This is a genomic window from Solibacillus sp. R5-41 (assembly GCF_002736105.1).
Taxonomy (GTDB): Bacteria; Bacillota; Bacilli; order Bacillales_A; family Planococcaceae; genus Solibacillus.
Window position 1 is genome coordinate 2,236,359 of record NZ_CP024123.1, and the last position, 19,964, is coordinate 2,256,322.

At 33.6% G+C, this 19,964-nt stretch carries 21 protein-coding genes and 1 pseudogene; 2 read left to right on the plus strand and 20 right to left on the minus strand.

All coding sequences use genetic code 11. From position 1 onward, the window contains the following. Positions 1–684 precede the first annotated feature (684 nt). The 6 genes from CSE16_RS10815 to CSE16_RS10835 all read right to left on the minus strand — a co-directional run bounded on the left by CSE16_RS10815 (position 685) and on the right by CSE16_RS10835 (position 5,557). Positions 685–957, minus strand: coding sequence for a YesK family protein (locus CSE16_RS10815; RefSeq protein ID WP_099423910.1), 273 nt, complete (start codon positions 955–957; stop codon positions 685–687). Positions 958–1,158: 201 nt separating this feature from the next. After that, a complete protein-coding gene (locus CSE16_RS10820) occupies positions 1,159–1,557 on the minus strand; it encodes a DUF1963 domain-containing protein (RefSeq protein ID WP_099423911.1) in 399 nt (132 codons plus the stop codon). A gap of 197 nt (positions 1,558–1,754) precedes the next feature. Further along, the gene (locus CSE16_RS10825) at positions 1,755–1,922 is read right to left on the minus strand and encodes a helix-turn-helix domain-containing protein (RefSeq protein ID WP_099423912.1); all 168 of its coding nucleotides are present in this window, start codon (positions 1,920–1,922) and stop codon (positions 1,755–1,757) included. Between the two features lie 310 nt (positions 1,923–2,232). Then, the gene (locus CSE16_RS10830) at positions 2,233–4,182 is read right to left on the minus strand and encodes a lipoteichoic acid synthase (RefSeq protein ID WP_099423913.1); all 1,950 of its coding nucleotides are present in this window, start codon (positions 4,180–4,182) and stop codon (positions 2,233–2,235) included. Between the two features lie 677 nt (positions 4,183–4,859). Further along, on the minus strand, positions 4,860–5,024 hold the full coding sequence (locus tag CSE16_RS21375; RefSeq protein WP_157764795.1) for a hypothetical protein: 165 nt from the start codon (positions 5,022–5,024) through the stop codon (positions 4,860–4,862). Positions 5,025–5,122: 98 nt separating this feature from the next. Beyond that, the gene (locus CSE16_RS10835) at positions 5,123–5,557 is read right to left on the minus strand and encodes an NUDIX domain-containing protein (RefSeq protein ID WP_099423914.1); all 435 of its coding nucleotides are present in this window, start codon (positions 5,555–5,557) and stop codon (positions 5,123–5,125) included. Between the two features lie 337 nt (positions 5,558–5,894). On the opposite strand from CSE16_RS10835, the gene CSE16_RS10840 reads away from it, so the two are divergent. Then, positions 5,895–6,302: a tyrosine-type recombinase/integrase gene (locus tag CSE16_RS10840; RefSeq protein WP_256376326.1), complete on the plus strand. Its 408-nt coding sequence runs from the start codon at positions 5,895–5,897 to the stop codon at positions 6,300–6,302. 20 nt (positions 6,303–6,322) lie between these two features. Here the strand turns inward: CSE16_RS10840 and CSE16_RS10845 are convergent, their stop codons facing one another. The 10 genes from CSE16_RS10845 to CSE16_RS10895 all read right to left on the minus strand — a co-directional run bounded on the left by CSE16_RS10845 (position 6,323) and on the right by CSE16_RS10895 (position 16,783). Next, positions 6,323–7,816, minus strand: a complete 1,494-nt coding sequence (locus CSE16_RS10845) for a serine hydrolase domain-containing protein (protein ID WP_099425815.1) — start codon at positions 7,814–7,816, stop codon at positions 6,323–6,325. Positions 7,817–8,281: 465 nt separating this feature from the next. After that, positions 8,282–9,529 carry a DUF4153 domain-containing protein gene (locus tag CSE16_RS10850; RefSeq protein ID WP_099423916.1) on the minus strand — a complete coding sequence of 416 codons (1,248 nt, stop codon included), beginning with the start codon at positions 9,527–9,529 and terminating at the stop codon, positions 8,282–8,284. Positions 9,530–9,577: 48 nt separating this feature from the next. Next, positions 9,578–9,793, minus strand: coding sequence for a helix-turn-helix domain-containing protein (locus tag CSE16_RS10855; protein ID WP_099423917.1), 216 nt, complete (start codon positions 9,791–9,793; stop codon positions 9,578–9,580). Positions 9,794–9,804: 11 nt separating this feature from the next. Beyond that, positions 9,805–10,287 carry a DUF2975 domain-containing protein gene (locus CSE16_RS10860; protein ID WP_099423918.1) on the minus strand — a complete coding sequence of 161 codons (483 nt, stop codon included), beginning with the start codon at positions 10,285–10,287 and terminating at the stop codon, positions 9,805–9,807. Between the two features lie 936 nt (positions 10,288–11,223). Further along, complete coding sequence (locus CSE16_RS10870; protein ID WP_099423919.1) at positions 11,224–12,408, minus strand: thiolase family protein; 1,185 nt, start codon at positions 12,406–12,408, stop codon at positions 11,224–11,226. A 9-nt stretch (positions 12,409–12,417) separates the two neighbouring features. Further along, complete coding sequence (locus tag CSE16_RS10875; RefSeq protein ID WP_253896066.1) at positions 12,418–13,164, minus strand: 3-hydroxybutyrate dehydrogenase; 747 nt, start codon at positions 13,162–13,164, stop codon at positions 12,418–12,420. Beyond that, positions 13,157–14,122, minus strand: a complete 966-nt coding sequence (locus CSE16_RS10880; RefSeq protein ID WP_099423921.1) for a 3-hydroxyacyl-CoA dehydrogenase family protein — start codon at positions 14,120–14,122, stop codon at positions 13,157–13,159. Before CSE16_RS10880 ends, CSE16_RS10875 begins: the two co-directional genes overlap by 8 nt. An 18-nt stretch (positions 14,123–14,140) precedes the next feature. Then, on the minus strand, positions 14,141–15,451 hold the full coding sequence (locus CSE16_RS10885) for a GntP family permease (RefSeq protein ID WP_099423922.1): 1,311 nt from the start codon (positions 15,449–15,451) through the stop codon (positions 14,141–14,143). 17 nt (positions 15,452–15,468) lie between these two features. Next, on the minus strand, positions 15,469–16,110 hold the full coding sequence (locus CSE16_RS10890; protein ID WP_099423923.1) for a 3-oxoacid CoA-transferase subunit B: 642 nt from the start codon (positions 16,108–16,110) through the stop codon (positions 15,469–15,471). Further along, complete coding sequence (locus tag CSE16_RS10895; RefSeq protein WP_099423924.1) at positions 16,097–16,783, minus strand: CoA transferase subunit A; 687 nt, start codon at positions 16,781–16,783, stop codon at positions 16,097–16,099. Before CSE16_RS10895 ends, CSE16_RS10890 begins: the two co-directional genes overlap by 14 nt. A 101-nt stretch (positions 16,784–16,884) precedes the next feature. Here CSE16_RS10895 and CSE16_RS10900 point away from each other — a divergent pair, with 101 nt between their 5' ends. Further along, entirely contained in the window at positions 16,885–17,484 is a 600-nt protein-coding gene (locus tag CSE16_RS10900; RefSeq protein ID WP_099423925.1) for a TetR/AcrR family transcriptional regulator, read from the plus strand. Positions 17,485–17,492: 8 nt separating this feature from the next. Here CSE16_RS10900 and CSE16_RS10905 read toward each other — a convergent pair. The 4 genes and pseudogenes from CSE16_RS10905 to CSE16_RS10920 form a co-directional block, all read right to left on the minus strand. Continuing rightward, positions 17,493–17,644: pseudogene (locus tag CSE16_RS10905) on the minus strand (IS6 family transposase); the annotation flags it as partial. A 145-nt stretch (positions 17,645–17,789) separates the two neighbouring features. Beyond that, entirely contained in the window at positions 17,790–18,116 is a 327-nt protein-coding gene (locus CSE16_RS10910; RefSeq protein WP_099423926.1) for a hypothetical protein, read from the minus strand. A 68-nt stretch (positions 18,117–18,184) separates the two neighbouring features. After that, positions 18,185–18,640 carry a hypothetical protein gene (locus tag CSE16_RS10915; protein ID WP_099423927.1) on the minus strand — a complete coding sequence of 152 codons (456 nt, stop codon included), beginning with the start codon at positions 18,638–18,640 and terminating at the stop codon, positions 18,185–18,187. 405 nt (positions 18,641–19,045) lie between these two features. Further along, a complete protein-coding gene (locus CSE16_RS10920; RefSeq protein WP_157764796.1) occupies positions 19,046–19,957 on the minus strand; it encodes a hypothetical protein in 912 nt (303 codons plus the stop codon). Between the last annotated feature and the right edge of the window lie 7 nt (positions 19,958–19,964).

The window sequence follows — 19,964 nt, forward strand, 5'->3', positions numbered from 1 at the left end:
TTGTAAAACAAAAAAGTATACAAATTTCTCAAAATTTTTATAGAAATAAAAAAACATTTAATCATATGAAGTTGACATATGACTAAATGTTTTTTCAAGATAATGGTCCGATTGTAGAGGAAATGAAAACGTACCCAAAGCGTCGTTTGAGGACCATTTGAAATCCTTGTTGCACTAAAGCCCCCGTTACTTCAATAAGTAAAAGTTTGACTTATTAGTTGTATCGCTATTAATTCATTTTTTTACTTTCATCTTAGACTTTAAATTTAAGATAAATTCGTACCCAAAAGCTACTAACAATCCAGTCCAAAAAATTAAAACTGAAGTAAAAGGCTCACTTCTATATATAAAAAAGTAAATATAATTTACAAATAATAGCAGCATATACGTGTAAAAACCCAGTATTGCTCCTTTTCTCCAATTATTTTGCTCCAATTTAGACGTTGTTCTGAAAAATTTCATTTTTACCCTCCACAAAATAACTTGTATCCTTACAGTTCTATTAATGTACTTTAGCAATTCTGCTATACCTTAATATAATACCATTTTTTTCCAAATAATTATGATACCTTATTGAACTAAACTGCTTCGTTAGTACAAAAAGAAAAAGAGCTGCCTTAAGCTGCTCAATGATCTTTAAGTAAAGCCCCCGTTAGTACAATTAGAATATCTTGTTTTTTTTGTTCAAGTCTTTCCGAAATACTTAATCACACTAAATATTAAACCACCTATAATTGTACCAATAAGAATAGAAAGACCAATAAAGCCATATCCCATTCCTGTCCAACCACCAACAATCAAACTGATAACGATGATTCCTATACTTATCAAAAGCAACCAAGCAAACACTATACTAATGTACTTGTCATATTTATTTTTTTTCAAAAGCATTGAGGCAATAACAAATAATATCGTAACTCCCAAGCTAATATAAATAAAGACTTTAAATCCATCCATTTGGTACCTCCTCTATTACTGTGTTATGACTACTTTTTTTATATCAAATGGGAAATCCTTCTTTCGCTAACGTAACCTGCCCATTTACTAAAATACGTTTGAAACTAAAATAGGTTCCATTTTTAGGTAAATCTCCAAATAATAAATCCCTGCTTATTGAACTAAACTGCTACGTTAGTTCAATAGCTTCTACAAAAAACACTAGTAAAAATCGCAGTACACAATCCAGTCCCGTTTTTCTTGATTGTAGAAAAAATAAAAACTACCACTATCAACAATGTTGAAGCGAGCCTTTTCATCAGAACTTATTTGAAATACAAATGGGTAATCTTCCCCAAAAGAGACTCCACCTTGAGTAAAAGAAGGATACCCGCCCAATTTATGCGTTGAATATATTTTTTCGACAATATCATCGTAATATTCAATACCATCTTCAAATTCAAGACGTAATATTTCATCTTGAAGTTTTGGGTCAATATCATCTGAATCCCAAGCAGGTGTATCATTATCGATAAATAAAGGATTTAATGGAAATGGTTTTATTCTTGCAGACTGTTCATTTATCTTTTGTGTTTCATCTAAAATGGATATACTTTTCAATCTTTTGCTTTAGGTCCATACGACATTAATTTCTCCCCATAATACATCTCTTGTTTTAGTAGACCGAATCAAGCAAGAAAAACAATTATCTCGCGAAGTACAGTTAGTACGCGAAAATGAGCTTCTTCGTTCTTGATAGTGATATGTAGCCTCTGGAATGCCAACTATTTATAGCGATGTAAAATATCGTTATTTAATTAAACAGAATAAACTTGTTTCGTATACTTACTAAGCAATCCAACTTCACCAAGTTCCTTAAATGTACGAACCCATTGTAAGATTAGAGATTTGCTTGGAATTCCATACTTCCTAGCTAATGCATGATAAGAAAGACGCCCTTCTATATACTCTAGTACAATTCCCATTTAAATTCATCGCTATTTTTTGCCATATAAAAACACCCCAAAGGTTAGATTTTTTACTCTAACTTTTGGGGTGCTGTACCAAATTCGTTCTTTTTTCATTATACTAATTCCAACAACGTGATAGCTTCGCATTGTGCGGAGTGTATGTGGCTACACATGGGTGCTGGTGGCTTTACTTTTTTAGTTCTTATCCAAAAATAACATTTAAATAAGGCAATTCAAGTTAACAGTAAGATATCATAAAGCAATCGGATCATAAACTCTTTGATATCAAACACTTCTTCTTGAACTGCCCACTAAATTTCAACAACTAATTAGATTCTACATTCTCTTTTTTGTAATTGTACTGCGAAGGATCAACTGGAGTAAAACCTGTTGGCGTATAGAATCTCAATAAATCACCATTCACTACTCTGTCAGATAACCCCATTTTATAATCTACTTCATCCTTGATAGCTTTCGCCGATTCTAATTGACTATCATCTAGTAGTAAACCTGTTTTATTATCATAAAACTTTTCATTAATTGAATAAATCGTAGGACTGACAAAATCGCCATTTCTAAATGGTACTACTTCATTATGCTTTTCTGATAATAAGTCTGAGCCAAATTGAATAAAGTTTTGCGTATCAATTCCTAGTAAATGTAATACCGTTGGAAGAAGGTCTATTTGCCCACCATAAGTATGGTTGGTTCCACCTTGCATTCCTGGAGCATGTATTAATAATGGTACTCGTTGTAAATTAGTACTTTCATATGGTGTAATTTCTTTTCCAATTACTTGTTCCATCGCTTCATTATGATTATCTGAAATACCATAATGGTCACCATAAAGAACAATCATCGTATTATCATATAAGCCTAATTCTTTTAATTGATTGAAGACCTGTTCGATTGCTTCATCTGCATAACGCGCTGTTTGGAAATAATTATCAACACTTGCATCTCCAGTATCAGCTTTATCAATTGTTACTAAGTCTTGGTTCATTTTATATGGATGGTGGTTCCCTACCGTAATAAATTTTGTATAAAAAGGTTGTGGTAACGAACTTAAAAGACTTTCAGATTGTTTAAAGAATGGTTTATCTAATAAACCATAGTCAGCCATCTCTTCTGAAGCACTCGTGTCATAATAACTACCATCAAAAAATTTATCGTATCCAAATGATTTATAAATTTCATCCCGATTCCAGAAGCTTCCGATATTACCATGGAAGACAGCTGATGTATAACCATAATCTTTTAAAATACTAGGAGCTGCTTGGTACGTATTTTGTGCTTTTGTAATATAAGCAGACCCTTGTGGCAACCCAAATAAAGAGTTTTCCAGCATAAATTCTGCATCGGAAGTTTTACCTTGACCTGTTTGATGGAAGAAATTATCAAAATACATTGTATTCTCATCTTTTGCTAATGAATTTAAAAATGGTGTAACTTCTTCACCGTTTAATTTATAGTCGATAAGAAAGTTTTGGAATGATTCTAAATGTAAATAGATGACGTTCATTCCTTGTGCTGCACCAAAATATTTTGCATTAGGGTTGGCGTAGGTAGAGTTTGTATAGTTAACCACTTCTGTAATATCACTACTATCCGCCAAAACTCTCTGTGATGATGCTTTCAGAGTTTCTACTGAGTCATAAATCGTATAGTTATACATTCCTAGATATTTCACAATATAGTTTCTATCAAAACCTCGACTTAATAGTTGTGGACGACTAATTTCGGCTAGTCCTAAATTTACGATTGATACTACGAGTGCAAGAGCTATAATTGCTATTGCTTTTTTATATCCAAAACGATTTGTTTCTTTTTGCACTTTTTTTGAGAATCGTAGGTAAAACATTACAAAGACATCCACAAAGAACAAGATATCATAAGGTTTTAATAAAGAAAGAATACTTCCACCTAAATCTCCGAAGTTCTGCGTTTGGATAATTGTAGGTAATGTAATAAAATCACTAAAAAATCGGTAATAAACAACATTGGAATATAAAAGAATAGACATTAGAGCGTAAACTACAACTAGTGATGTATACTTTCTCTTTCCTCTAAATAAAAATGAAAATCCTAGAAATAGCATAGCTGATCCTAGTGGATTTAGCATTAAAATGAATTGTTGAAGGAACCCTTCTACACCTAGTTCAAATTGTGTTACTTGAGTGATGTATGTTTTAATCCATAACATCAAAACAGCTAATATATATACCCCTAAAAAGTTGTTTAATAGGTCATCTTTTTTACTTATTAGACTTTTCATTTTTGCACCAACCTTTACTTATTTAAATTTAAATCTAGATTTATATTAATTTAGACAATAAGTATAAAATTCAGAAAAAAGCTACTTCACAATAGCTTTTTTAATAGCTAATGTAGCTTACTCCCCATTTACACTTCTGTCAAGCAGTTAATATAACGAAAGACAATTAGAATAGTTTCTTCTATTTTTAAATTTTGTCATAAAAATACCCCGGAAACGTTAGTTTTTTAACTAACATTTACGGGGTATTTCAAACCATAATTCTTTCTTTTACAACTCCGTTAAGTTCAACCACGCAATCGTTTCACAATGTGTCGAGTGTATGTGGCAATACAAGGGTGCTGGTGGGTTTAAGTAATTGGCTAGGTCCTACCATAGTAGAACTTAGCCTTTTTTATTTATCTTCAAACAGTTTTTCCTTCAACTAAAGTTTCTATTAGTTAAAGTGCAATAACTTCACCATCTTCTTACAAAGAACATACTCGATTATTGCTTCAATAAATATAATATTGGAAGTAAAAATCAACCCTAGTAGAAAAAGCACTGGAATCGAGTAAACAATTAAAGCGAAAATTTCCAACTTCCTTCATGCCATTGTTGGAGTTTTCAACGGCATTTCTTCCAAAAAATTATTTAGGCGTTCCGCTTTATTAATACTTTCCTGAATTTCTTCTACGCTATGGGAATTCACCTTCTACGCCATTGTATTTATATTGTTTTACACAAGTTAATAGGTAACGATAGGACACACCTATATCTGCCGCTACTGTTCTTGAACTTTCTTTTCCATTTACATATCTTTGAACCGCTGCTAATTTTTCTTCTGCACTAATTTTAGCCATAGAAAAACTGCACCTCCTTGTTAGTTGTGTCTAACAATTGGGGTGTAGTTCAAGTTTTATTCGGGAACATTTTATGTATAAAGCTTTATATTAACTGATTAAATAATATTTAAGTACTGTTTTATTAAGTATAAATGATGTTCATGGAAAAGATGCTTTTCTAAATCATTGAAATCAACCCAGCGCATTGTTTCTTTTTCAACTGGTTCTGCAATCTTTTCTAATAGTTCACATGCGTATAATATTCCGATATTGTGTTGAGAGTCACGAGGATATCTTGCTGAAACCCAATGTCTTTCAGCTTTTCCTATAATCTTAACGATTTGAATTTTATGCCCTGTTTCTTCAATACTCTCTCTTAATAGCGCACATTCAGGAGATTCATCTGCTTCAACCCCTCCGCCAACTAAAAACAAATTCCCGTCCAAATCTTCTACACATAAAAATTGTAGATGGTCATTTTGAATGACAGCATAAGCTCCAGTTCTTTTCCAATAATTTAAATCATAATTACGATTACCAAAAGTTTTCATTGCCCGCCTCCTAATTGTAATTTTAAGTAAATATTATAACATTAATATAGTCAACAAGTTGGTTTAAAAACGTTTCATTTGTATTCCCTCTCACCTTAAAGATATAAAGATTTTGAATTTACCCCCCTGCTGCTATAGGAGGATTTTTTCTACAAGGAAAAACTTCAAACTGTTCCCCTAAATTGAATTTTCAACATTCGCTTCTAGTGCGACACTTTTATTAAAAAAGGAATCTTCCTTTAGGGGTTTTCGTTGAACAGTCGGTAAAGGCTTTTTTGAAGCAAAATAACGATAAAGGCTCATTATATTCCTCTATCTTTGGTCGAATCAATCCGCGATTGTTAGAGGTAAAGGTGATAAGGAGAGGGAAGTTTATTTTAATATACGTTGCGACATATGGCTTAAAAGGTATATTGAAAGTTGGAATGACAATAATCCTTCCATCTTTGTAACAGCAAGGCAGCCACATAAAATGAGTGTTGCCCAAATGCGATACATCACAAGCGGATCTCCAATCGTGCTGAAATTAAAAAAGACATTCATCCACAGATATGCAACTCACTTGTTGAATAATGGCGCTCCTATTGAAGTCATTCAAAGTCTTATGGGGCATGAGAAAAGTGAAACCACAAGGATATACGCTCAATTAAGTGGAAAACTACAGAAAGAGTATTATCAAAAGTACCTTAAATGTAAAAGGAGCAACGTCTTGAAAGACGTTGCTCTACTTGACGAGTACAATTAGTTCAATTATAAAATAGTGTATTATTTTATTTGAGAGTCCTGCTTTAAATCTATTGAAATCACCTTTTTTGTTATAATAAGTAATGATACAAAAATGTAAAAAATAATGATCGTTGCTATTACACTATAATAAACCGCGGAAATTGTAGTTGGGCCCCAAATTCTAATAAACTCCCAGCTCATTCCTAGCAATATTTTGGGAGCTATCAGCATAAGTATCAAAATCGCAGCTACAAACAATGAATGAAACAATAATAGAAACATCCTCTTTCCTTTTACCGCTATCAAAGTTCGTTGCTTTCTATTTAATTTCCATAGGCTTCTTAGCAATAAAATACTGAAAATTAAACCTAAACAGCCGACAATAATACACAGTATCGTCATAATTTTATCTAATTTTTGGTACACGTCAGAATGACTAATTTTTACGTTATTTCCTTCCCACAAATCCATCACGCCTTGACCTATTGCAGTTGTAAAGGTTGAATTCATATTAGAGAGTACGGCTACCCCTAATTGCTCATCCGGTTGCATGATGAAATAAGAGGTAAATGTAGGATTTTCGCCAGCGTGGAGGATGTATTGATTGTCACCTTTTTTCAAAATGCCCCACCCACTTGCATAGTAGGTGTCTTGATCGAAAGGCTCCACGGATTTGTCAGGAATGTGAGATTCTTTTATAACTTGTTCGCTAATCGTGTCATTCTGTTCGGAACCTAACTGTACGTTCATCCATTTTGCGATATCGTTTGTGTTGCTAACTATATAACCAGCAGGTATATTACCACGATAAATAGGCGGAGTATATTTTTGTTCTCTCATGAATCCTATTTTATTACCTGTCGCCAACTCATCCGACTTAACTTGATGTAAGCCAACAAACGAGTCTTTCATACCTATTTGTTCTAATAATTGTTGTTTTAAATACAAATCATAAGGCTGTTTAGAAAGATTCTGGATGATGAGACCCAAAATATCATAATTGATCGTAGCGTATTCAAATGAGCTACCAGGTTTACGATTCAATGGTTGTTCAAGTAGGGTTCTTACTGTTAATTCAAGTGCATTATCTGCGTTACTTTCAGGAATATGTACAATAGAGTTCCAAGCGATCCCACTGGTATGATGAAGCAATTGATTTATAGTAATCGTTTGCGGTTCTCCATTATATTTCAACTCTAGCCATGGGATATAGTTTCTAACATCGTCAGTTCGTTTTAACAACCCTTTTTCTTCTAATTGTAAAATAGCTAGACCAGTAAATGCCTTCGCGGTCGATCCCAGTTCAAATAAGGTATGAGAAGTTACCGGAGTTTTCTCCTTTACATCCGCATATCCAAACCCTTTTTGATAAACTATTTTCCCCTTTTCTACTATTACTAACGATATCCCAGGAATTTTACTAATCTCCTTTTGTTCTTCAACAAATCGTTCAATCTTTTGAATTTTATCATTTGAGTCTGCGTGGACTACTGGAATCAAAGCATTTAGTGATAAAATTATTATAGCAATCATTAAAATTATTTTTTTCAACTTTTTCGTTCCCCCTTACTATAGGTTAAATATATTAAACTGAAATAAGATATACCATCGATTACTGTTACAATGTGATGATTAATGTTACATTCTCGTCACTTTAGTCTTAGGTAGAAGTAAAGGATATATCCATAAAATTATGTACTTTAGTGTAAGTACATCTTTTCACATTTAATCTATATCAAACTCAAAATTAATACCTAAGTTTAGCCTATCAAATACGTTTCATGAAGTCCTTTTTCGTTTAGCACAAGAAACTGGACATATTTTAAAGAATCCAGTTGCAACAATATAATATGTCTTCTAGTTTGAATAACCTCTTTTTACTTTAATAATGAAAATAAGCCAAAACTATGCAACTTTGTGGAAAAAAGTTGCATAATTTCGGCTTTAAGGATTTTATAAGATATAGAAGATTAGCTTTTCGTTACATACAGAGCCTTTCTAATTAAAAATTAAAGGAAAAGTAAATATAACGAAAGCTGCCCAAAGTCCGTAGATCGGCAAATACTTAGTAACTGCATCTTGGATAGTTGAAGGTCCAGATTTGTTTTGTAGAAAACGCATATAGGAGAGCATAATCCAAATTAGATTTGCCCAGATAAGTATGTTTACTCCTAAAACAGCAAGTCTATTAGGCGTAATTCCATAAGAAGAAAGTCTGAACACGATGGCTGACAAAGCCACACTATCAATGATAAGCGCAAGAACAATTAAGGCAAAATTTATATAATCTGAAATGTTCTTTTTCTCGTCTGAGTCGCTCTCGATAATGGAAAATATCGTAACGGCCAATACACCAAGGAGTATACCGTTGAAGGCTATCAGGAAATTGCGGTCCAAGAATGGATTTTTTCCGACCCATATAACCGTTATAAGATAGACCAACAATGTGACCAGGACAAGAGGACTAAAAATTTTAGCTATATATGGTGTAATATTCTTAGCAAGTTTAAGATTCATTGATACCAGGTATGCAGCCACAATAGCAAGAGCGGCAGCACCAAATAAAACGACATTACTAAAATAGAACTCTTCTATATCCAGACCAACAAAGCTAAATAACTGCATGGTTAATGCTGCTAGTACCATTCCGCTAACTGCCATGCTGGCGTATAGAATACAATATTCCAAATTAAATTTAATATAGGCTAATCTTGTACTACCTTTTGAATATTCATTTCCTGTAAATGCAAGCCCTACCAATACCCATAAGAATATAGGAAGATGTAAATAAGCAAGGATAATACTGTCTTTATAATTTAATGGTAGCATATTAAGATAAATCCCAGAAATTATGAACAACGCTGCAATGGAATAAATAACACTTTTTTTCGGAGTATTATTGTAAACAAAATAGGCAGCAATAAAGGGAATGATACCAAAAGCCAGGTTAATTGGAGCAATTGCTCCCTGTTCGACGAAATGGAAAATAATCCTGGTGCTTATTCCGGCTAGAATAGATAATATGCCCATGAATAAGAAACCTTTTTGAAGCAAGGTAGATTTTTCTGTATTTGCCGTCTCCTTGAAATGCAATCTTTCATACCAAATACCAAGAACCTGAGAATCAGGATTTTGTTCCCATGCGTGTGAGAATGACTTTTTAAAAGCTTTCGGGTCGTTTCTATACATTCTCTCCAGCTCATGAGGGTTATTAATATTTTCAATAATCAAATTGTTAATGTCCATCCTTATACCTCCCCTAATAATTGTTTTATTTAGTTTCCTCCACAATGTTTAACTGTCCTCGTCAAATTTGCATTCTAAAATATCTCCAGGCTGACATTCTAAAGTCTTACAAATTGCCTCTAAAGTGGATAATCGAATCGCTTTTGCCTTCCCCTTTTTCAATATAGAAAGGTTCGCCATTGTTATTCCAACCTTCTCCGAAAGTTCTGTTACACTCATTTTCCTTTTTGCTAACATCACATCAATATTGATTATAATTGCCATTGTTATTCACCTCAGACCGTTAAATCATTCTCTGATTTGATATTAATTGCTTCTTGTAAAAGTTTTTGCAGAACAGCCGCAAAGACTGCAATAACCATCGAAGCAAAAGGAACAACTAATCCGACAAAAACAACTCCTGGTGCGTCGTCTACTTCCGCAAAGATAAAGAAGAGCGGCCAAACTAGCACATGCAAAATACTGATTGTGATGGCACAGTATTTGATTTTCTTTAAAGCTTTTACAGATAAATCTGAGAAAGCTTTATCTTTGTCAATATAGCGTAAGAGTTTGAAAGCCTGATACAAAGCAAAGTAAAAAGGTATCGCCGATGCATCAAAAGCGCTGAAAACAAAATGTTTTATAAAAGCAAACTCTGGTAGCAATTTTGCTGCAAAATTCGCCATCTCAGGCACAAAAAAGATGCACAGAGCAAGAACTGGGACTCCTAAAAGAATAACAGCTATTTTTAAAAATAACGTTGTTACTTTTCCCATAAAAAGCACCTCACTTATTTATTCTTATTTTGATTCTAATATATAATTTATCGTTTTTCAATAAATTTTTATTGATTATTATAAAATTTTTATTGTATTTTTTTGTAATAAGCAAAAATAAAAAGCATTCCTCATTCAAAGAAATGCTCTATAACTTTAAACCATTAAATTTATAACTTGTACAACTAACCTCCCCTTAACAAATAAAAATTACTATTAAAAGCCATAATCTTGTTAAACTAACCTGTCCCGTTTGTTGAAGAAGAACAGCGAAGCTTATTAAACAATCGCGCCCTAATGTTGAAGATCACAAAATATAAAAAGTGACGACTGCATACATAAGTTGTAATGAAGTAAACTAAACTATAGGAGATGGATAATTACAGAATATAACGTAAGAATTATTAAGAAAAGAGGAGAGTTACGATGTTTGATCAAATTGCGTATTTTATTTTTAAAGCCCTGGTAATTCTAACGGTTTTGGTTGTTGTGGTTGGAATCCCTCTTGGAGATAAACTGTTAAGAAAAAAATAAGACTGCATCCAAATGGATGCAGTTTTTTGATTTTACATCTTTCTAATTAACCTTATGTTATACTATTTTGAGCATGACAAATAGCCCTCCATTTTTTTTGGAAGTTATACCCTTTATTACTCTTAACCGTTAGTTACGCTATATCCAGTAAAGGGTTCTGGTGCAAAAACTTCAAGACAATGGCAATTAACTTTAAATCTTGGACATATTGATCCTATTACTCTAAAAAAGGACAGACTCTCCAAGGGGAGAAGTCCGTCCAAAATCAAAAAGAACTCATCCATCAACTGTTTGGATTAGTTCCTTAAGACCAGGGGTCACTAGAAATCATTCACTTTTTTATATTTTCTTCAAGTGTTTGCACCAGTACCTTTTGGGGAATTATTTGAGAAACACATATTTTTACACTGAAGGATTTTCTAAAAGTACTGCGATACCCTGACCACCGCCAATGCAAAGACTAGCGACACCATATTTTACACCTCGTTTTTGCATCTCTAATGAGAGTGAGTATGCAATTCTAGCACCACTTGCTCCTACTGGATGACCTAAAGCTACAGCACCTCCGTTTACATTCACAATTTTACTGTTTAACCCTAACTCCTTTATGACAGCTAAAGACTGTGCAGCAAACGCCTCATTTAATTCAAACAACCCGATGTCATCAGTTGTTAAATTTGTTTGCTTTAATAGCTTTTGAATTGCTGGAACTGGACCAATTCCCATAATTGTCGGATCAACACCTGCAGTTGCAGATGCTACAATTTTTGCTAATGGTTTTAACTGATGCTGTTGTAAATACGCATCTGAAACTATGACAACTGCTGCTGCACCATCATTGATTCCACTCGAATTACCAGCAGTAACTGTACCATCTTTCTTAAATGCCGGCTTTAATGTAGCTAATTTTTCAACGGATATTTCTGCTCGAATATGTTCGTCTTCTTTAAATTCTAGACTTTTCTTACCCCTTTTGATTGTTACAGGTACAATTTCTTCTTCAAATCTACCCGACTTCTGAGCTGTTGCTGCTCGTTTATGTGATTCAAATGCAAATTGATCCTGTTCTTCTTGTGAAATTGAGTATTTTTCAGCCAAATTTTCAGCTGTCATCCCCATGCCACAACCAGCTACAGTATCATGTAAAGTGGACCAAAGCATATCTACTACGTTAGGCGCCTTATTAGGAGACCCAAAGCGTGTACCCTGTAAAACATGGGGCGCTTGACTCATATTTTCAGTACCCCCAGCCACACCAACATCGTATGTTCCTAAATTAATTTCTTTAGCAACTGTTACAATAGCCTGTAGACCAGATCCACATAAACGATTAACAGTTAATGCTGAGCTTTCGTAAGCTAATCCACTCTTTAAGCCGATATGTCTAGCTAAATATGCCGAAGACTCATTTGTTTGAATAATATTACCGAAGACAATTTCACCTATATCTTCAGTAGATATTTTCGAGCGATTAATTGCTTCTTTTGTTGCAACTACACCTAAATCTATATCGGTTGTATTCGCTAATGAACCACCAAATGTACCAAAAGCAGTTCGACTACCACTAATAATATAAGCTGTCATAATATTCCTCCTTTACATTCCACCCGAAACATTTAACAGTTCACCCGTAATACCTGTTGCATGTTTTGATGAAATGAAATAAACACCATCTGCAATTTCTTCTGCTGTGATGAAGCGTTCCATTGCTTGCCTAGGATAAACAATTTCACTTAATGCTTCTGCTTCAGACATACCTTTATTTTCAGCTAAATCATTTAATTGCTTTTGGAGTAATGGCGTTTTTACAGGTCCCGGTAATACTGCATTAACCGTAATACCATGGGCAGCTCCTTCAAGTGCTGCAACGCGCGTTAACCCAATAACCCCATGCTTAGCAGCAACGTAAGCTACTTTTTCAGGTGTAGCCATCTCACCATGCACAGAAGAAATATTTACAATTCTTCCGTAATTTTGTTTTTTCATATATGGGAATACGTATTTAGTCATTAAAAATGGACCCTTTAACATTACATTTTGCAATAAATCCCACTTTTCTTCTGGGAAATCTTCAATCTTATCTCTGTGTTGTAAACCGGCATTATTAACAACGACATGTAACTCTTGTTTCTTACAAATGGAATCAATTACATTTTGTACTGATTGGGCACTTGTTACATCAAGTTCAACAGCAGTTACTTTTCCAGGAAATGCTTCTACCAATTTATTTAATTCATCGATAGCCAAATCAGCAGCGAAAACATAATCACCTTCATCTATGAATTTTTTTACCATCGCTTGACCTAAACCACCTGCTGCACCTGTAATTAAAACATTACGCATGCTCATGCTCCTTCGCATTAAATATTTTTTTGAAAGTGTTTAATTGCTGTACTAACGAACGATCTCTTTCGACCACGTAGCTATCCAAGCTTTTACCTGGGTATTCAAAGAAGCCCTGAGACGTTTTAACTCCGAATTTATTAGCTTGTACTTTGTCTTTTAAAACTTCAAATGAACGGATATTAGATTCTAGAACAGGTTGTAACTGATCTAAAACGATGTTCCAAACATCTAAACCCCCAAAGTCCATTATTTTCAATAATCCACTAGTTGAGAATCTAAAACCTGGACCAGCAAAAATTGCATTCTCTAAATCTTGCTCTGATACAATGCCATCTTCAAGTAACGCAAGAGCTTCTCTTGCAAGTGCTGTTTGAATACGGTTTGCAACTAAACCTGGTACTTCTTTTTTAACTTCAATCGTCACCTTACCTACTTTTTTCATAAAAGTATCTACTTCGTTATATACTTCTTGTGATGTTTCAGGTGCTTTTAATAATTCAACTAAAGGTACAATATGAGCAGGATTAAAAAAGTGAGTTAAAAGAACACGTTGCTTTCTTGATTCACTAATATCCCTAGTAATTTCCGATAATTTTAAACTTGATGTATTTGACGTTAAAATTGTTTTTTCATCACAAACTTCATCCAATTGTTTGAAAATTTTCTGTTTCAGTTCTAAATTTTCAGTCGCTGATTCAATTATTAAATTGCAATGCTTTAAATCTTCAATCTTTGTAGTAAATTTTAAGCGATCTATAATTACTTCTTCAGTATCAGTAAATAAAACGCCCTCTTCACGAAAGATTGTTAAGTACGTCTTTAACTTTTCTTTAGCAAGTTCAAACGCTTCACTACGAATGTCTTGAATAGTAACTTGCGTACCATTTGTTATGAATTGAAACGCAATTCCGAATCCCATTGTTCCAGACCCGATAACACCTACATTTTCCACCATGCTGTTACCTCCCAAAAATTAGTATAATAAAACTGCAGCAATTAACATTGGAATCGAAGCAATTAGTGGTGCAATTACTGATACTGCAAAAATATGCTTATATGCTTCCTTATGAGTTAATTTAGAAGCTACTAAAATCGTAATTACAGCACCATTATGTGGTAATGAATCTAATCCTCCAGAGGCGACCGAAGCCACTCGGTGCATAGCTTCTGGATTTAATCCTAGGTTTAAATATGTTTGGGAAAGAGCTTCCATAGCAATTGCTAAACCACCACTTGATGAACCAGTGATACCAGCCAATGCAGTAGTCGCGATAAATAGTGAAATTAATGGGCTTCCTGGAATATCTGCCATAGCATCATTAAATATTGTGAAGCCTGCTGTAATCGCAATTACTGAACCGTAACCAACATCTGCACTTGTATTAATAATTGGTAATATTGCTGAAGTAGCACCATTATTAATTGTATCTTTTTTGATTTCGATATATTTCCAGAATAAAATTGTAGTTAATACAACAACTCCCATTAATGTATAGATAATTTGAACTTCAAATAAATTTAAAATGACTAATAAAGCAATAGGTGGGATTAAACTAATAATTGGATTCGGTAATTTACGCCCTTCATAAATATCTTTAATACTTCCTTTTTCATCGTTATCAGGGTTTTTCATACCAGAATATGTTTCGCCTCTTGCTTCAGAGCGTTTTAATGCATACTTCATATACCATAAGTTAATCGCAATAACAAATACCGCAGCGATAATTCCTAATAATGGGGCAGCTGTTACAGTTGTACCTAAATATTTAGTCGGAATGATGTTCTGAACAGATGGTGTACCTGGTAACATCGTCATTGTAAATGTTCCTATCCCAGTAAAGAATGGAGCCATAAACAGATGCCAAGGAATTTCTAATTCTTTAAACAGGGGCTTAGCAATCGGTAATACTGCGAAAATAACTACGAATAGACTAATGCCACCATATGTTAAAAATGCACAAATAATCATTATTGCAACTAATACTTTATATTTGCTATCTTTACCAACAACTTTTAGTAGTAAGTTAGCAATTTGACGAGCAGCACCACTATCATCCATCAACTTTCCGAATATTGCGGCAAATAAGAATATAAGGAAGTAATTTTTTACATAATTTATAAATCCGGACATATATGTTTCTTGGAATGTTTCTAATATTGGAAATCCATTTGTTACCATTACAAACAAACTGACAACTGGAGCAATAATAATGATACTATAACCACGAAGTGCTAATACAATTAGTAGTATTAATGAGATAACGATTGTAATTAAACTCCACATAGCTAATCCTCCCTAACTTATTTAGTTATTTTTAGTTTTAAAGGAAAACCAATTTTTTCTTCAAGTTCTTCAAAGCTCAATGATCCGTAAATATCTTTTACAATCACTTCGCCATCTTGAAACATGAAATTTGCATATTCTGTTACGAATTGATCAACTTTTCTTTCTCCACTGGAGTCTAATGTTAGTTTTTTTACTAATTTTGATGAACCGTCTTTTGTAAACAAGGTACTAGCAACGATTACTTTTTTTGCACCTGCAACTAAATCCATCGCTCCACCAACTCCTAAAATTGGTTGATTTGGCACAGCCCAGTTGGCAATCTCCCCATAACAATCTACTTCTAACGTCCCTAAAACTGCTACATCTACATGTCCTCCACGAATCATTCCAAAAGAAAATGCGCTATCAAAATATGCCGCTTCAGGTGTAATTGTTACTGGTGATTTACTAGCATCAATTAGATCAATATCAATGTTATCTTTATCTGGCGGTGGTCCCATCCCAATTAAACCATTTTCAGTTTGCAAATAAACATTGTGATTTTCAATATATTTTGCTACGAGAGTTGGAATTCCTACCCCTAAATTCACAACATCTCCATCTTGTAATTCTTCTGCTATTTTTTTAGCAATTAGTTCTCTATTATCTAGCTTCAATGTAACTCCCTCCTTGCTTTACATATTTACTTTTCACTATATAATCTACATAAATATGTGGAGTTACAATTTCTTCTGGGCTAATTTCGCCAATTTCAACAATTTCATCAACTTCAGCAATAACAATTTTAGCTGCTGTTGCCATCATTGGATTAAAGTTACGTGCTGTTGAATGGTAAACTAGATTACCTGCTTTATCCGCCTTATCCGCTTTTATTAATGCTATGTCCCCTTTGATTGCTTTTTCAAATAAGTAGCGAACACCGTCAATTTCACGTACTTCTTTTCCTTCGGCCAATTTAGTACCTAATGCTGTTGGGGTATAAAAACCACCAATGCCAGCGCCTCCACAACGAATTGCTTCTGCTAAAGTACCTTGAGGTAAAAGCTCAATTTTTAATTCTCCCTTTGACCATGCTTCTATGGCTTCTTTATTAATTGTGAAAAAGGATCCAATAGCTTTGTCGATTTTCCCAGCCATAAAAACTTTGTGTAATCCTTTTCCACTGTCCCCTAGGTTATTACTAACAACTTCATAGTTACCTGCTTCAAATTTAGCAAGGGCGTCTAAAACTGTTAGTGGTGTGCCGGAAATACCAAAGCCCCCAACAAGTAAACGCATAGAGTCTTCAAAAAGTATAGATAACTCTTCTGGCTTTCTAAGCTTTTTCATTATTCTCATCCCCTCCATAGACCAGACTGTAGTCTAATGATATAATGGTAATTATAGTAAGTCAATTATTTTTTACAAAATAAACACTTAAAGGAGATAATATGTACAATACCGATAATAAAACTGAGAGCGGGATTCAGAAACAACAGCATATAATGACTGTTGCACTAGCTCTTTTTGAAAAGTATGGCTATGATAAAATTTCTGTTGATCGTATTGTCAAAGAAAGTGATACTTCTAAAGGTTCCTTTTATCAACACTTTCCATCGAAGTCTAGTATTTTTATGATGCGCTTTATGGAAATGGATGAAAGCTATGTAAATATATATTCTCAAATTAGATTAGAACACCAGTTGGCAATTGATCGTTTAGAAGCATTTTGTTTATCCGTTTATGCGAGCATTGAAAAAGAGATGGGAAAGGAATTAATGAGGGTTATATATTCTGCAGCGATTGTTGACCAAAAGCATACATTTTTTACAAACGAAGATCGAAAACTTTTTAAAATTATTTTAGAAATTATAGAGGATGGAAATAAGGATGGATCATTAAAAAAAATTGTTTCAAAAAAACAATTTTTCCAAGTGATTATCCAAACTTTAATGGGAACTATTTATTATTGGGGACTTAAATATGATAATCAATCTTTAGTAGAAACCGGAACTCCTCTCATTCAACAAATAGTAAAAGCTTACAAATGAAAACTTAGCTACAGTTGATGGATGAATTCTTTTTGATTTTGGACGGACTTTTCCCCTTGGAGAGTCTGTCCTTTTTTGATCATGTGCATAGCCTCTATCCAAGCATCGGGCGAATTCGTTTTTTAATAAAGCGATGACCCTGCTCTACGATATTCCTGATAATGTTGCCACTTGAATACATTTTGCTTTTCGATACTGATCACTCACCTTTTTTAGAGTAATAGTATCAGTATGTCCAAGATTTAGATTTTAATTGCCATTGTCTTGAAGTTTTTGCACCAGAACCATACGAAGCACCAGTTTGCTTAATAAGACACTTCCTTTTTTACATTTTTGATTAAAAACATACCCCACCAAACAAGAAGATATAAAAAAGCGATGATTACAAAAATAGACCAGAAAGAACCTTGTTGTAATTGAGTAACTAAATGTTCAAACTCGTTAACTCCTTTTTCTCTCCCAATACTGTTTGCAAAGCTAATTATCGGAACACTTACTGTAAAAACGATAGTAATAACGGACAAACTTATCATTTTCATTCGAATAACATTAAAAATTGCTGTTCCAAGCGTCGTTATTAAAAATAAATAGTAAATTATCCAAAATAATTTCGGTAAACTCTCCCAATACATTTTTTCACCCCGTTCAATTTTTCGAATTCCTTTTTTTACAATAATTAGTTCGTGTGTTTAGATGCTGTTCAAGCATCTTTTTTCTTCACCGATGCAACGAATTCCGCCAATATTTCGATGAGTAATTTACCAATAAATAAGGTAATCGGTAATGCAAAAATCGAATATAATACACCCCAAATGATGCGCCCATCAAAATTTACGCCTTCGCTGCCATAAATCAATACATCACTGATAATCGTACCAACAGTTCCACTAAGCAAACTAATAGCGAGTACGCTTATTAGAGTAATCTTCCACATCTGTTTATTACTTAGATTTGCATGGTTGTAAAAATATGCACCCAACACACCAAACCCAATTACGACAGGGATCGTTAATGTCATGTACATCCATTTATCTGCTCCAAAATCCATAACGCCTCCCGTAAAGAATTTAGTTGCGAAAAGAATCGAAATGGATACGATAGCCGAAACAATCAATCCAAATAACATACTTAGTAAAACGACGACTTCTTTTTTCATAACCTCCACCTCCCATTAGTTTTACTTTTAAACCCCATGTGAGAGATTAAAAGTTTCTATACTTATTTAAGTAAAATCCACCTTTACTTTAAAACGTCCGATACGAACATAAGCTCTAATTATTAATGCATTTACCATAATGAGTTAACAAAAATCTAGTTATGCTTATTGAACTATCCTGCTGTGTTAGTTCAATAAGAAAAAAGAGCTGCATAAGCAACACAATGATCTTCAAGTAAAGCCCTCGTTAGTTTAAAAAGGGAAGTAAAGCTTATTCAACAATCGCGCCCTTTAACGGAAGATATTTATTGAGTATCTATGATTCATAGATACTCTAAAAGTCATTTCTAACGGAGTAAGACTGGCAGAAACATATTTAAGATTCGCTCTCCCTTGAAATGAAAATCACAAAGCTCTAATATCCCAATCTACATTTTTCAATTCAGGTGCAATTAGTAGTAACTCGTTTATATTCGAAATTTTCCCTCCATTTCTCTTCCAAGCTTTCACCACTTTTAAACTACAATTATGAAGGCTCCAGATTGATAAAAGATATAAAGACAATCCATATTCATTAAATTTAAGCTTATACTGTATAGCTAAGTTAAATATTCTAACACTTTCTTCATGCATTTTAAGTTTGGTTAATGTACAACCTAAATTATTTAAAGCTATTGTAATAGAACGCTTTGTAAGACGGGACGTGTTTAATTGCTCCCAACTACCTAAAACAAAGGGATCACTCTCCATTGGAATAATTGAATCATCGAGTATTTCTAAGAGCTTATGATTAATCAAATGAGCAATTTTTTCAGATGACTCTTTGATCAATTCTTGTTCTTCTAGTTTAGAAGCTTTATCTAATAGAAACGAATAATAGGTTAATTCTGCAAAAGGATTGTTTTCCCATTCACTGTCCTCTTGTATCAAGTCCAACATATTAATAAGGGGGACGTCAATGCTTGAAAACTTCTTCAACATTAAAAGAGAAGAGACTGCTGCACGATGACTTTCAAATCTTACTCCTCTGTTACTTTCGTTTCTTAAAGAATGCTCACATGCATATAAGTACCAGTCATACCATTCTTCAAAATAATTACCTAATGATAATGTTAAAGATTGTGTGTTATCCGAAACAAACCAGTGCAGTTTATCAGGTGCTAAAGCTATCTTTCCCCATTTAACAAATTCACAGTGAATCTCATATTCTTGGCGGGGTTTACGCATGATAGCAAGTCTATCGGAAATGTTCCAATATACCCATGCTTTTTCTTCAACTGTGAGTGTTCTGCTATTACGAAATACTTCTAATAGCATTAAGATT

Excerpts from the sequence above, each read along its gene's own strand:
- CSE16_RS21375 (WP_157764795.1), bottom strand. The coding sequence starts at position 5,024 with ATGGCTAAAATTAGTGCAGAAGAAAAATTAGCAGCGGTTCAAAGATAT.
- CSE16_RS10900 (WP_099423925.1), top strand. The coding sequence starts at position 16,885 with ATGTACAATACCGATAATAAAACTGAGAGCGGGATTCAGAAACAACAG.
- CSE16_RS10910 (WP_099423926.1), bottom strand. The coding sequence starts at position 18,116 with ATGTATTGGGAGAGTTTACCGAAATTATTTTGGATAATTTACTATTTA.
- CSE16_RS10835 (WP_099423914.1), bottom strand. The coding sequence starts at position 5,557 with ATGAAAACTTTTGGTAATCGTAATTATGATTTAAATTATTGGAAAAGA.
- CSE16_RS10825 (WP_099423912.1), bottom strand. The coding sequence starts at position 1,922 with ATGGGAATTGTACTAGAGTATATAGAAGGGCGTCTTTCTTATCATGCA.
- CSE16_RS10855 (WP_099423917.1), bottom strand. The coding sequence starts at position 9,793 with ATGGCAATTATAATCAATATTGATGTGATGTTAGCAAAAAGGAAAATG.
- CSE16_RS10850 (WP_099423916.1), bottom strand. The coding sequence starts at position 9,529 with ATGGACATTAACAATTTGATTATTGAAAATATTAATAACCCTCATGAG.
- CSE16_RS10880 (WP_099423921.1), bottom strand. The coding sequence starts at position 14,122 with ATGGTGGAAAATGTAGGTGTTATCGGGTCTGGAACAATGGGATTCGGA.
- CSE16_RS10815 (WP_099423910.1), bottom strand. The coding sequence starts at position 957 with ATGGATGGATTTAAAGTCTTTATTTATATTAGCTTGGGAGTTACGATA.
- CSE16_RS10885 (WP_099423922.1), bottom strand. The coding sequence starts at position 15,451 with ATGTGGAGTTTAATTACAATCGTTATCTCATTAATACTACTAATTGTA.
- CSE16_RS10860 (WP_099423918.1), bottom strand. The coding sequence starts at position 10,287 with ATGGGAAAAGTAACAACGTTATTTTTAAAAATAGCTGTTATTCTTTTA.
- CSE16_RS10920 (WP_157764796.1), bottom strand. The coding sequence starts at position 19,957 with ATGCTATTAGAAGTATTTCGTAATAGCAGAACACTCACAGTTGAAGAA.
- CSE16_RS10915 (WP_099423927.1), bottom strand. The coding sequence starts at position 18,640 with ATGAAAAAAGAAGTCGTCGTTTTACTAAGTATGTTATTTGGATTGATT.
- CSE16_RS10895 (WP_099423924.1), bottom strand. The coding sequence starts at position 16,783 with ATGAAAAAGCTTAGAAAGCCAGAAGAGTTATCTATACTTTTTGAAGAC.
- CSE16_RS10845 (WP_099425815.1), bottom strand. The coding sequence starts at position 7,816 with ATGATTGCTATAATAATTTTATCACTAAATGCTTTGATTCCAGTAGTC.
- CSE16_RS10875 (WP_253896066.1), bottom strand. The coding sequence starts at position 13,164 with ATGCGTAATGTTTTAATTACAGGTGCAGCAGGTGGTTTAGGTCAAGCG.
- CSE16_RS10830 (WP_099423913.1), bottom strand. The coding sequence starts at position 4,182 with ATGAAAAGTCTAATAAGTAAAAAAGATGACCTATTAAACAACTTTTTA.